Source organism: Synechocystis sp. PCC 7509, assembly GCF_000332075.2.
Taxonomy (GTDB): domain Bacteria; phylum Cyanobacteriota; class Cyanobacteriia; order Cyanobacteriales; family Chroococcidiopsidaceae; genus Aliterella.
In genome coordinates this window covers 3911883-3925223 of record NZ_ALVU02000001.1, presented here as the reverse complement: position 1 = coordinate 3925223, position 13341 = coordinate 3911883, and the positions used below count along the sequence as shown (strand labels likewise).

Sequence of the window (13341 nt, the reverse complement as noted above, 5' to 3'; positions counted from 1 at the left end):
CGAAATTTTAAAATATTTTGATATAGAATACTTGCCTTATACACTATCAAACTAATCAGGGCAGTAATTGACATATATTTAGGCGATCGCAGTAGTTTTTATTGTAAAAATTTGATTGATTGCCCAGCTATATAGACAAAAACAAGCCTACGGACGGCAAACACAACTATTAAATTACGGTTCGCACTAATTACTTACACCCCAAACTTATTTACATTAACAATAGTGAAAGTAATTAACGGCAAGTGACGATGATTTTGTTAGCCCATATTCCTAGAAAGTTGACCGCCCTATTACAGGTTCGGAAAACCCCCCTAGGAAGCCTTGGCTAGTCAAGCTCAGTATATAAATTAGTACAAAAATCAGCGTACTGAGTGCAATTAATAGTTTTGTATTGTCCATAAAGTTTAAGTAGTTATAGGGAGCCAAATATCTCCAATGGCAAAAGTAGTTGGAATTGACTTAGGTACAACAAATTCTTGCGTAGCAGTAATGGAAGGTGGCAAACCCACTGTAATTGCTAACGCTGAAGGTTTTCGGACAACACCATCGGTGGTTGCCTTTGCTAAAAATGGCGATCGCTTAGTAGGTCAAATCGCTAAACGTCAAGCGGTAATGAACCCTGAAAATACCTTTTATTCAGTCAAGCGGTTTATCGGACGTAGATTTGAGGAAATAACCCACGAAGCAACGGAAGTTTCCTACAAAGTAATCCGCGATGGTAGTGGCAATGTTAAGTTAGACTGTCCCGGCGCTGGTAAGCAATTTGCCCCCGAAGAAATCTCTGCTCAAGTTTTGCGAAAATTGGTGGAAGATGCCAGTAAATACTTAGGCGAAACTGTTACCCAAGCAGTAATTACCGTTCCTGCGTATTTCAATGACTCCCAGCGTCAAGCAACTAAAGATGCAGGGAAAATTGCTGGAATTGACGTACTGCGGATCATTAACGAACCTACCGCCGCATCTTTGGCTTACGGTTTCGACAAAAAGAGCAACGAAACAATCTTAGTATTTGACCTTGGTGGCGGTACTTTTGACGTATCAGTGCTAGAAGTTGGCGACGGTGTATTTGAAGTATTGGCTACTTCCGGCGACACTCACTTAGGTGGTGACGACTTCGATAAAAAGATTGTTGACTACTTAGCAGACGAATTTAGACGCTCTGAAGGTATCGACTTGCGCAAAGACAAGCAAGCTTTACAGCGTTTAACTGAAGCGGCAGAAAAGGCAAAAATCGAGCTATCGAGTGTTACTCAAGCCGAGATCAACCTACCCTTTATTACCGCTACTCAAGACGGGCCCAAGCACTTAGATACAACTCTAACCCGCGCCAAATTTGAAGAACTTTGTTCTGACTTAATTGATCGCTCTCGCATTCCCGTAGAAAACGCGATGCGCGATGCTAAGTTAGACAAAAGTGCCATCAACGAAATCGTGTTAGTAGGTGGTTCTACCCGGATTCCCGCCGTTCAAGATTTGGTAAAACGAATACTCGGCAAAGATCCTAACCAAACTGTAAACCCTGACGAAGTAGTCGCCGTAGGTGCAGCAATTCAAGCTGGGGTATTATCTGGGGATGTTACAGGGATCTTGTTACTCGATGTTAGTCCGCTATCCTTGGGTGTAGAAACTCTCGGCGGCGTAATGACTAAAATTATTCCTCGCAACACAACCATTCCTACCAAAAAATCTGAAGTATTCTCAACGGCGGTAGATGGTCAAAGCAATGTAGAAATTCACGTTCTTCAAGGGGAGCGAGAAATGTCTACCGATAACAAGAGTTTGGGAACATTCCGTTTAGATGGGATTCCCCCCGCACCTCGCGGTGTACCCCAAATTGAGGTGATCTTTGACATCGATGCTAACGGTATTCTCAATGTCACCGCTAAAGACAAAGGTAGTGGTAAAGAGCAATCTATCAGCATTACCGGCGCTTCTACCCTCGATAAGTCGGAAGTTGAGCGGATGGTACAGCAAGCAGAACAAAATGCTTCTACCGATAAAGAGCGGCGTGAGAAAATCGAACGCAAAAATCAGGCAGATTCTTTAGCTTACCAAGCCGAAAAGCAGATTGCTGACTTGGGCGATAAGGTCCCTGCTGATGATAAAACCAAAATTGAGGGAATGATCAAAAACCTCAGAGATGCCGTTGCTTCAGAAAATGACGAGCAAATCAAAGTTCTGATGCCCGAACTACAGCAAACACTCTACACTATCGGCGCTAATTTGTATCAGCAAGGTGGTGGTGACGCGGGTGCTGCTCCTGGTGGCACTCCTGGCGATAATGATGGTGGTGCTAATCCCCCTAGTGGTGGCGATGATGTAATTGATGCTGATTTTACTGAATCTAAATAGTAAATTTAGTTAATTAGCAAAGGAGGAAGTGCGATCGCATTTCCTCCTTTGTTTTGTTTGAGAAATTCAAAAAAATGTCACTATCTAACTATATAAAAGCTTATTTAAACTTCGATGTCACAACAACCTTCTATAACTCAGCATTACCACGAACGGACTAAATACGACGAGGAAACCATCGCCTCTAAAAGTCAAGGTTTAGACTGGAGCAAACAACCAGTACCGTTTAAAGAGTATAAGCTAGGAAAAATTATCGATCTAAAATCCTACCTCCAAGAAGACACTACCGAGGTATGGTGGAAGCGATTGTCGCGGCTACTACTATCCAGCTATGGCTTAACGGCTAGGATCGATACAATCGGAGCGCCGATATATTTAAGGGCTGCACCGTCGGCGGGAGGCTTATATCCGGCGGAAATTTATTTAGTTTCTCGCGGTACTCCATTACTTCCACCCGGACTATACAACTATCAAGCTCAGACTCATTCGTTAGTACATTTTTGGGAAGATGAAGTTTGGCAAAGCTTACAATCGGCTTGCTGCTGGCATCCTGTCCTTCAAGATACCCAAATAGCGATCGCCATTACGGCAGTATTTCATCGCTCGGCTTGGCGCTATCAAGACAGAGCTTATCGGCGGATATTTTTAGATACAGGGCATTTATTAGGAAATCTTGAACTTGCAGGCGCTATCAATGACTTTCGCCCTCATTTAATCGGCGGTTTTATTGATGAAGCGGTAAATAACTTGCTTTACTTAGACACTGATAACGAAGGAGCAATTGCAATTATTGGATTAGCTGATTTGCTTGATGTTCAACAAAACCTATCTTGTGGTTTAACGGCTTTAGCTTCGGCGATCCAAACCGACTATCCAGCTATTCCCGATGGTCAATTATTACCTTACTACCACAAAGCTACAGCCATTGATTCAAATCCGCCACAATTAGAGCTTTCAAGTGCTGTTGAAGATAAATATAACTTCCCATTTTGCCTAAAAGTTCCCACTATTTCCGCGCCGATTGATTGGGAAGGCAAATTAGAGAAACTAAAACAGACTATTTTTCAACGTCGCTCTACTCGTGCTTACAATGGCGAAAATTTGACCTTAGACGAACTCAAAGCGTTACTCGATTTTACCTACCAACCCCAAAATTATATCGATCAAGAATTGGATGGAGCGCCGGATTATTTTGCGTTGCAGCTAATTGAAACATTTATTGCTGTCTCTGGGGTAGAAGGCTTAGAATCTGGTTGTTATTACTACGCGCCCAAAAGTCAAGAGTTGCGGCAAATTCGGTTCAAAAACTTCCGCCGAGAGTTGCATTTTCTATGTTTGGGGCAAGATTTGGGACGAGATGCGGCAGCCGTTGTATTTCATACCGCCGACTTAAAAGCTGCTATAGCTCAGTATGGCGATCGCGTTTACCGTTATCTGCACATGGATGCGGGTCATTTGGGACAACGCCTTAACTTAGCTGCTATCCGTCTGGGCTTGGGCGTAAGCGGAATTGGGGGCTTTTTTGACGATCGCGTTAATGAAGTTTTGGGCATTCCCGTTGATGAAGCGGCAATTTACATTACTACTTTAGGTCGTCCGCGCTAGAACTAATCTTTGCTTGTAGGATCGTGCGGCGACGCTACGGAGTCAGCTAAATCTTCTAAGTGCATTCTTTGCTCCATCTGGCGCAAAAAGTAGCCAGTCATCATTGCTGAAGCTAGTAACCCGGCTAGATTGTCTTTGTCGGTGGTAATTTTGACATTAAAATGTTCCGAAGGCATCATTCCGACTAACCCTTGAACATTGTGAGAAATTATTTGTTTGATTTCTGGGCTGGCAGACTTAGCCACATGAGATAAAATTTCTGGAGACTGAGTTTGGAGATATTTCAACAGGGGATTTACTCGGTCTTCTTGGGCGTTGTCGTTGAGAAAGTCAGAATTAAAAACCATGTGTAATTTTATGTAATCAATCTTTACTGTGACTTGCGATCGCTCTTTACAGCAACCTGCTATTTGAAAGTTATGTTAATTTTAGAATTACTTGTAACTCAAGCAAGCAACAAATATTATTTTTCTGCTTATATTATATCAACTCTCAGAATTCTGTAATGTATAAATTTTAGCTTTACTGGGGTATTCCCAAATTTTCTTTAGTTCGGATTTGTAGCGGTAAGTTCCATTTCTAGCTGAACATGGAGAAATTCTTGGGGTAATTTATCCATCTGAAAATACTGATTAAATTTTGGCGTTAGCGATAGCAAATGAGAGCGAGAATCAGTTTTTCGGCGTTTTTGGATAAAACCTAGCTCTACCAGTTCTTGGACGTGCTGATAAGCGCCAGAGCCGCGCAAATCGACTAATTGAGTTTGAGTAATGGGGGCATAAAGAGCGATCGCAGCTAAAGTCCGCAAAGCCCCAACTCCTAATTCTAAAGGAATCAAAACCTGTACCAATGATTGAAAGTGCGATCGCAATTGCAAGCTGTAACTAGAATCAGTTTCTACTACATTTAGAGCGCTATCGCGGTGGGCGTAGTCGTCCATTAGTTCAATTAAGGCATATTCAACACTAGAGCGATCGACTTTTGCATATTCAGCAATTTCTGTAATAGTTAACGGCTGACCTTTCAAGTAAAGGATAGCTTCGATTGTGGTAGCTAGGCGCATTTTATAAAAATAGAGAATTTTTAATTAATCTAGTCAATTATTAATAGGCGATCGCTAATTTTATTTTTGAGCGGCTATCCAATGGGGTTTAACCAACCAATCCATCTTGTTTTTCATAATCTGAATATCTTGAAAACCCGTTTGTTTTAGGTGGTGTATCAGTTCCGAGCGTTTGAATCCAATCTCGTGAGTATTAGACAATTTAGCTATCCGATAAGAAACCGCCGTATGAAAAAAATTAGGTTCATTGCACACTAAGAGCCACCCGCCACTTTTTAAGCAGCTATAACTAGAATTAATTGCTTTTCTCCAATCATAGGCATGGTGCAACGCTTCAAAAACTAGCACAGTATCAAACAACCCTTGATTTTGAACGGACTCGGCTACAGTTTCCATCGAAGAAACTATAAATTCCAAGTTAGGCTTGAGATTTTTAGCCTCAAGGCTTTTAATTCTGGTTTGAGCGTCTCTAATATCGTGAGGAGAGATAGAAGTTGCCATTACCTCAAACTTCATCAAAGCCAAAAATTCTGACATCCATCCAGTTCCACAGCCAAGTTCGAGTAATTTTTGTGGTGGAGAAATTTGCAGCTTTTCTAAAACAAAAACTAAGTTGATAAAATCTGTAAGATATTTTCCTGTTGCAGAACCAAACCAAAAAGGCTTACGAATCTCACTATCAGCAACATCAAACTCCGTTAATCCTGGCAATGAAAAACGATAGGCAATTTCTGCATCGTGAGCCAATTTTTGGTCGTCAAATCTGGGTGGGAACTTCCCCTGGGAGTAATCCTCCAAAATCACATACATACCCACCAGTAGCTTTTCTATCTTTGTTAATGGTAGTTCCCAATTTTGTTGGTTTAATTCCCAAAGACTACGACCTCTGCTTAAAAACACCGAGCTTGAAAGCGTTTTAGCTAACTGCTGTGAATTTGTTGCCATTTTTTACCTTGAGCAAACTGACGAATTATCGGACTGAAATTTTCCCTAGGTATTATTGTATCGACTAGATTGAGCCTACATAAATCCCCCGCAGAGGATGCGAGGGTAATTTCTAAAACTCGACCTGATTATTTGCTAGAAGCAACTTTTGGCTCGACTAAGTTTTCTAATCCCGCCACAACTTTAGCCGATTTAATAACATCTCCCGCTTTGAGTTGTTCCAAAACTTCCTTCCCTTCAGTCAAATAGCCAAACACCGAGTAGCGACCATCTAACAAATTTCTCCCGGCGGGAGTAAGTTCTGGTTCAAATAGGAAAAAGAAAAATTGCGAAGAAGCGCCATTTGGTTCGCTTTCAGGACGAGCCATAGCTAGAGTTCCGTAAGCAGAAAAAGGCAATACTACCCCGTCGCGGTAACGTCCCGCATCTTCTAAAGTAATGCCATAGGTAGGAGTTTTATCGTTTTCGGCAAGCACTTCTAAAGGCACAGCGCGATATTTACCAGTATCAGGATCGATAAATCCTTCTTCTTTACCTGGGGGATCGCCAATTTGCAGTACATAGGAGTCTTCTGAGCGCGTAAACTCCAACCCATTATAAAAACCTCTTTGCACCAAATCAACAAAGTTTCCTGCCGTAACTGGGGCGCTGTAACCATCCAAAACTACTGTAAGGTCGCCTTTATTTGTAGCTATTTCTACGGTGGCGCGACCTTTAAGTTGAGGTAAGTTGCTGTACTCGGCAGGTACTTCAAAGGGAAAACCTACCGCCATTAATTCTTCTAACTGTCCGACTAAAGTTAATAATTTAGCTCGGTCTTCCCAGATTTGGTTTTTTTCTTTAGCTTCTACCGCCGGTTGGAGTGTTTCTATCCCCGCTTGGATTTGGTCAATTAAAGTCTTTGCTTGAGGCTGGCGATTTTCGGGAACTGTTGCTAACAACTTAGCAGATCGCTCTTTCACAATTTTAGTTGCTTTTTTTAGATCGGCTGCGATCGCACCCCAGCGACGATTTGCCCGTAATTGAGCAGCAATATCTTCTAAAGAGGTTTGTAGTTCTCGTACCGTTGGGTTGTCAATGGGTAAAGAGTAGCGTAACAATGCTTTACCATCAGTAATTGCATTACCCGCAGGTAAAGCGGCGTTGCTGGGAGAAACCAGTGTTCCAAAAACAAAGGCAACGAGCAGAGTTACAATCAAGCTGGCTCTAAGCCAGCGTTTCCACAATTTTGTCATGGGATAGCTTAAAGAATGCGCCATCAATTCACCTTAGTGGATTTTGGGCTTTAGTTCAATTTAGATACTTAGCACTATTGACTTTTTTGCAGCCAAGTTTGGGCGAAGAAAGCAAAAAGAGTAATTTTTAGCACAAGTTACACAATTCTTGTAACCCTTATCCGGTAATTGGTTGAGGATATTTTTTATTTGTGGCTGTAGCCACTATCCTCTGATATAGGTTAAAGATTGAAATAACTTAATGTAGATAAAATTATCTCTTAATAAAATTTTCCCTCTTGACATTAGAAGGAAAATTCTTTAATCCTTGAACTTATTAGCCTCGTTGCTACTTGCTCCAAAAGTTCCCATGCCAACCCTCGTTATTGTTGAATCTCCTACTAAAGCTCGTACTATTCGTAATTATTTGCCCGCAGGCTACCGCGTGGAAGCTTCAATGGGCCACGTGCGCGATTTACCGCAATCGGCTAGTGATATTCCGGCGGCGGTAAAATCAGAAAAATGGGCAAATTTGGGTGTCAATGTAGAGGCAGATTTTGAGCCTTTGTATATTGTCCCCAAGGATAAGAAAAAAATTGTTACTCAGCTAAAAGAAGCTCTCAAGTCCGCCGATGAATTAATTCTGGCGACTGATGAAGATCGCGAAGGAGAGAGCATAAGTTGGCATTTATTGCAAATATTAAAACCAAAAGTGCCGATTAAACGGATGGTATTTCATGAAATTACCTCCGAAGCAATCAAAAAAGCTCTCAAAAATTGTCGCAATATTGACGAGCAAGTAGTCCGCGCTCAAGAAACTAGACGAATTTTAGATCGTTTAGTTGGCTATACTCTGTCGCCCTTACTCTGGAAAAAAATAGCTTGGGGACTCTCCGCCGGACGAGTACAATCGGTAGCAGTATTACTTTTAGTTAGTCGGGAACGTCAACGCCGCGCTTTTCGCCAAGGTAGTTATTGGGACTTAAAAGCAACTTTAGAGCAAAACAAAGATCCTTTTAGTGCCGTATTAGTAACTTTGGCAGGAACAAAAGTAGCGACGGGTAGCGATTTTGATGAAGCCACCGGACAAATTATTGCTGGGCGCAAAGTAACGCTACTTAGCCAAGCAGAGGCGCTCCTTCTCCAAAAACGTCTAAGGGGTAAACCTTGGCAAGTAACAGGCTTAGAGGAGCGCCCTGTTACCCGCAAACCTGCCCCACCCTTTACTACTTCTACCCTGCAACAAGAATCTAACCGCAAACTGAGAATGTCGGCACGGGATACAATGCGGACGGCGCAAAGTTTGTACGAGCAAGGATATATTACTTATATGCGTACAGATTCGGTGCATTTGTCCGCAGAGGCTATTTCCGCCGCCCGCAGTTGTGTAGAAAAACTCTATGGCAAAGAGTATCTTAGCCCCGCTCCGAAGCAATATACAACCAAAAGCAAAGGCGCTCAAGAAGCTCACGAAGCTATCCGTCCGGCGGGTAATACTTTTCGCACTCCCCAAGAAACAGGCTTAAGCGGTCGAGAATTTTCTTTATACGATTTGATTTGGAAGCGCACCGTAGCAAGTCAAATGGCGGACGCAAGACAAACCCAAATATCTGTGCAAACTCAAGTAGAAGATGCGGGATTTCGTTCTAGTGGGAAACGGATTGATTTTCCTGGGTTTCTCCGCGCCTATGTAGAAGGTTCTGATGACCCAAATGCAGCCTTGGAAGATCAAGAGGTAATTTTACCAGCTTTAAAAGTAGGTGACAGCCCCAATTGTACTAAATTAGATGCCGTAGGTCACGAAACCCAACCTCCCGCTCGTTATACGGAAGCTTCTTTAGTCAAAATGCTAGAAAGTGAAGGGATTGGGCGACCTAGTACCTATGCAAGTATTATTGGCACGATTATCGACCGGGGTTACGCGCAGTTAGTAAATAATGCTTTAATTCCCACTTTTACAGCTTTTGCTGTCACAGCTTTACTAGAAGAACACTTTCCTGATTTGGTCAATACTAGCTTTACTTCAAAAATGGAGCAAACTTTAGATGATATTGCTACTGGAGAAGTTAAGTGGCTGCCTTATCTGCGACAATTTTATTCGGGAGATAAAGGGCTAGAAACTTTAGTCAAAGAAAGAGAAAGCCAAATCGACCGCACTAAAGCGACAACGGTACAACTAGACGATTTGGATGTCAAAGTCCGCATTGGTAAGTTTGGCCCTTACGTGGAATCAAATAACGGGAATGGAACGGTCACAGCTTCAATTCCACCAAACTTAACTCCCGCCGATATAAATTCTGCACAAGTCGAAGCATTGTTGCAAGGGCCAAATAAAGTAGGCGAACATCCCGATACTGGAGAAACAATTTATCTCAAGATTGGCAGCAACGGTTATTACTTACAACTAGGCGAACCCTCGGAGCAAAATAAAAAGCCTAAAACCGCTTCTTTACCTGCGGGTGTTAGTCCTGACAATGTGACTTTAGAAATAGCTGTTAACCAATTGGCTTTACCCCGCACGTTAGGGGTTCATCCGGCTACCAATGGCAAAATCCAAGCAGGACTTGGTAAGTTTGGGCCTTTTATCGTCCACAATCAAAGCAAGGATGAAAAAGACTACCGCAGTCTTAAAGCTGGTGATGATGTGTTTACAATTACTTTAGAAAGAGCTTTAGAGATTTTGTCAGAGCCGAAAAAAACGGGGCGCAGCAAGTCTAAGCAAGCTTTAAAAGAATTGGGTTCTCATCCAGCAGACAATGAACCCGTTAATATCTACGATGGCCCTTATGGTGCTTATATCAAGCACGGTAAAGTTAATGTGGGTTTAGCGGAAGGTCAAACCGTAGAAACAATGACGTTAGCTACAGCTTTAGAGTTATTGGCGACTAAAAAGCCAGCTAGTACCGCTAAACGCACAACCAAAGCAAATACCATTACTACTAAGAAGAAAACTACAACAACCAAATCTAGAGCAAAATCAAGTACAAAACTGTAATCTAAGCGATCGCACTTTGAGAAAAAATACTCCATAGATGCGATCGCATTTATTTGTTTAAAATAAACAAACGCTAGTTAAATGCAAAACAATGACGACCAGTTACAACGCCCAAGCAAGCCGTGAATGGTGGGCGCAACGATGGCTAGATTTACTAGACTCCTACCGCTTCAAAAAGCGTCTAGAAAGAGCAAGAACCTACTCCAGACAGGGAAATGTCCTGAGCATTAAGTTTCGAGGCGCTCAGGTGTCTGCTAACGTGCAAGGTTCAGAAATAGAACCTTATCAAGTTTCTTTATCTTTGGAGTCTTTTACCGCCGAACAATGGGGTTTTGTAATTGAAACTATGTCCCATCGGGCATTTTTTGCCGCAAAATTATTGGCTGGGGAAATGCCGCAAAATATTGAAGAAGTATTTACCGCCAATGGCGTGTCGCTATTTCCCTTTAGTTTGAGCGATATTCGCAGCAAATGTTCTTGTCCCGACAAAGCCAACCCCTGCAAGCATATAGGGGCAGTATATTATCAATTGGGCGATCGCTTTAGCGAAGATCCTTTTGTATTATTTCAACTGCGCGGTAGCTCTAAAGACCAAATTATCGCGGCTTTGCGTCAGCTACGCACTCCTAAAAATACCGAGGAGACAACAGAATTACAAAACATTCCTATTTCCCCTAATCGTCTTAATACTCCAAATATTAGTCAATTTTGGCGCTACGATCGACCCTTAGACCCAAATTTAGTTGTCATTGCGCCCCCGGTGAGCAGCGAATCAATATTAGATATATTAGGGCCTATTCCTCTATCAATTGATGGTACGGGAAACTCTAACTTTGATGCTACAGTCTCGGAAGCTGCGATCGCATATTTGAGTAGTGCCTACAGCCAAGTTAGCCAAAAAGCCGCAATTTCAGCGATGAATTTGTAATTAAACAATATATTTTGCTGATTTTTGCCATCTTTTCTACAATAAAACAGATGCTAGGCTTTCACACGCCCAGTTAAACTAGGAATTCTAGTCATATAATTGCTCTTACTATGCCTGATTTTTTAAGACTTGAAGATGCTGTTGAATTTGCTGAAAATCCAGAACCACGTTGTCCCTGCGTATTGTTGCTAGACACTTCGGGTTCAATGCAAGGTGAGGCAATTAACGCCTTAAATGAGGGATTAAAAATATTCAAAGAGGAGCTAAACCGCGATAACCTAGCTAAAAAGCGTGTTGAAGTTGCAATCCTTACCTTCAACAGTGATGTAAATGTCGTTCAAGATTTTATTACCGCCGACCAATTTGAACCACCAACTTTGAAAGCTCAAGGTTTGACAGTGATGGGTTCGGCAATTCATAAAGGACTAGATATGGTAGCTAGTCGCAAAGCCGAGTACAGTGCCAATGGGGTAGCTTACTATCGCCCTTGGGTATTTTTAATTACCGATGGAGAACCCCAAGGCGAACCAGATAGCCTGATTGAGCAAGCAGCACAACGCATTAAAGAAGATGAAGCCAATAAGCGCGTAGCCTTCTTTGCCGTAGGGGTAGAAGGGGCAAATATGACTCGTCTTTCTCAAATTGTTGCTCGTAGTCCTTTAAAATTAGTAGGTTTAAACTTTCAAGAAATGTTTATCTGGCTTTCTGCCAGTATGCAGCGAGTATCGCAGTCAAGAATGGACGAGCAAATACCGTTGCCGCCTCCTGGTTGGGGTATAGTTTGAAGATAAATTTTGACAACAAGACGTTGCCATGCAACGTCTTTCTTACATTGGCTTGAAAATCGCCTTATTAGTTAATTTCCCCTGCGCCCTCAAACAACGCCCAATTTTTATTTAGCTTCCTGACTGCCTTCTAATTCAGTTGTAGATAAAATTGGCTTTAAAGTTTTTTGAGCTAAAGAAAACTCCGCACTATCTACGTTTGGCATGACGGAAACAGGAGCGCTAGTTGTACTCAGATTTATTTGTTCTGGTGTTGTCGGTTCTAAACTTGCAGCTACCTGTACTTGCTGTTCTAATTGTTGGGTGGAAGACACTAAACCGCTCAAGCCATCAACTATTTGGCGGACATTTTGGCGAAACTCAGGATCTCCCGTTAATTCGTCCAAGTCTGACGTAATTTTTTGAGCATTGGCAAAAGTTACTCGTGCCGAATCTAAAGTTTGTTGCAATACCAATATATTATTGGGATCGTTCAACGCATTAGAGGCATTGCGTAAATTAGTAGAAGCTTCCGCAGCGTTGGCAGATAGGGTTTCTAAGTTTTGGATTAATTGACTTTGGTTAACGCGATTGAGGGTTGGGGAAAGATCCCTAAAAGTTCCTTGCAACTGTTCGCTTACCTGGTTGAGATTATTAAGGGTAGTAACCAAAGTAGAGCGATTTGTCGTTACCAAACTATCAACATTATTTACTAAGCGATTGACATTAGCCGTTGTTGAATTCAATCCCTCGGCAGTATTACCAAACTGGGTAATAGTTTTGCTACTTGAGGCGCTAATTTCATTGGCGGCTTGCTGTACCGAAGTTGCCGCCGTAGAGAAGGTTCTTAATTGCTGACGAGTAGACTTTGATAATACTTCAAGTTCCTTTGTAAGCTCTGTCACTCCCACCGCCGCCACCGCCGCATTATTTACAGCATTATTTAAACTGGCGTAAAGTTTTGGGTTGCCGTAAATACTAGCAAAATTGGTGGAAGAACGAATCAGCGCATCTAGACTAACACCAACTTTACCTTGAAGTTGAGAGCCGTTACAGACAATTAGATTGCGATCGCAATTTTCATCTAAGGGTTTAGCGACAACTAATTGCGGCGATAGCTGACTAATAGGTGTAATATCAATACTCACTTCGCTAATTAAGCCAGATTGATTGGCTTCAATTACAGCATCCTTGGGAATTATGATATCGGCAGGACTAATTTCAATCTCGACCTCTACGCCGTTTGCTCCCGGTTTGATTGCTACTACACTACCTATATTTACGCCACGATAGCGAACGGTTGCCCCTTCTTGAATCCCAGCTACATTGGTAAAAAAGACAATGGCTTTGTAGCTGCGTTGATTGAATTGCACTCCTTTGAGCCAAAGTATAAACCCGCCCAGTAGTCCTATTCCTAGGAGAATTAATAAACCAACAGAGCCTTCTCGAACAGTGCGCGATCGCATTAAACT

The 13341-nt window shown here is 42.1% G+C and carries 10 protein-coding genes; 5 read left to right on the top strand and 5 right to left on the bottom strand.

Features of this window, described 5'->3' with window-relative positions; translation table 11 throughout:
• Window positions 1–438: 438 nt before the first annotated feature.
• Together dnaK and SYN7509_RS0219605 are read left to right on the top strand one after the other, a co-directional pair.
• Window positions 439–2355, top strand: coding sequence for a molecular chaperone DnaK (gene dnaK / locus SYN7509_RS0219610; protein ID WP_009632510.1), 1917 nt, complete (start codon window positions 439–441; stop codon window positions 2353–2355).
• A 114-nt stretch (window positions 2356–2469) separates the two neighbouring features.
• Complete coding sequence (locus SYN7509_RS0219605; protein WP_009632511.1) at window positions 2470–3960, top strand: SagB/ThcOx family dehydrogenase; 1491 nt, start codon at window positions 2470–2472, stop codon at window positions 3958–3960.
• A gap of 2 nt (window positions 3961–3962) precedes the next feature.
• On the opposite strand, the gene SYN7509_RS0219600 is transcribed toward SYN7509_RS0219605, so the two are convergent.
• From SYN7509_RS0219600 to SYN7509_RS0219585, 4 genes are all read right to left on the bottom strand, one after another.
• Complete coding sequence (locus tag SYN7509_RS0219600; RefSeq protein ID WP_009632512.1) at window positions 3963–4307, bottom strand: DUF760 domain-containing protein; 345 nt, start codon at window positions 4305–4307, stop codon at window positions 3963–3965.
• Window positions 4308–4507: 200 nt separating this feature from the next.
• The gene (scpB, locus tag SYN7509_RS0219595) at window positions 4508–5023 is read right to left on the bottom strand and encodes an SMC-Scp complex subunit ScpB (protein ID WP_009632513.1); all 516 of its coding nucleotides are present in this window, start codon (window positions 5021–5023) and stop codon (window positions 4508–4510) included.
• 60 nt (window positions 5024–5083) lie between these two features.
• Window positions 5084–5968, bottom strand: coding sequence for a class I SAM-dependent methyltransferase (locus tag SYN7509_RS0219590; protein ID WP_009632514.1), 885 nt, complete (start codon window positions 5966–5968; stop codon window positions 5084–5086).
• 128 nt (window positions 5969–6096) lie between these two features.
• Window positions 6097–7227, bottom strand: coding sequence for a peptidylprolyl isomerase (locus SYN7509_RS0219585; protein WP_009632515.1), 1131 nt, complete (start codon window positions 7225–7227; stop codon window positions 6097–6099).
• A 325-nt stretch (window positions 7228–7552) separates the two neighbouring features.
• Here SYN7509_RS0219585 and topA point away from each other — a divergent pair, with 325 nt between their 5' ends.
• The 3 genes from topA (at window position 7553) to SYN7509_RS0219570 (ending at window position 11890) form a co-directional block, all read left to right on the top strand.
• Window positions 7553–10177 carry a type I DNA topoisomerase gene (topA, locus tag SYN7509_RS0219580; RefSeq protein ID WP_009632516.1) on the top strand — a complete coding sequence of 875 codons (2625 nt, stop codon included), beginning with the start codon at window positions 7553–7555 and terminating at the stop codon, window positions 10175–10177.
• 91 nt (window positions 10178–10268) lie between these two features.
• Window positions 10269–11105, top strand: a complete 837-nt coding sequence (locus SYN7509_RS0219575; protein ID WP_009632517.1) for an SWIM zinc finger family protein — start codon at window positions 10269–10271, stop codon at window positions 11103–11105.
• Between the two features lie 110 nt (window positions 11106–11215).
• Window positions 11216–11890 (top strand): vWA domain-containing protein, encoded by a 675-nt coding sequence (locus tag SYN7509_RS0219570; protein WP_009632518.1) that lies wholly within the window; start codon window positions 11216–11218, stop codon window positions 11888–11890.
• 107 nt (window positions 11891–11997) lie between these two features.
• On the opposite strand, the gene SYN7509_RS26470 is transcribed toward SYN7509_RS0219570, so the two are convergent.
• Entirely contained in the window at window positions 11998–13335 is a 1338-nt protein-coding gene (locus tag SYN7509_RS26470) for an MlaD family protein (RefSeq protein WP_009632519.1), read from the bottom strand.
• Window positions 13336–13341 lie beyond the last annotated feature (6 nt).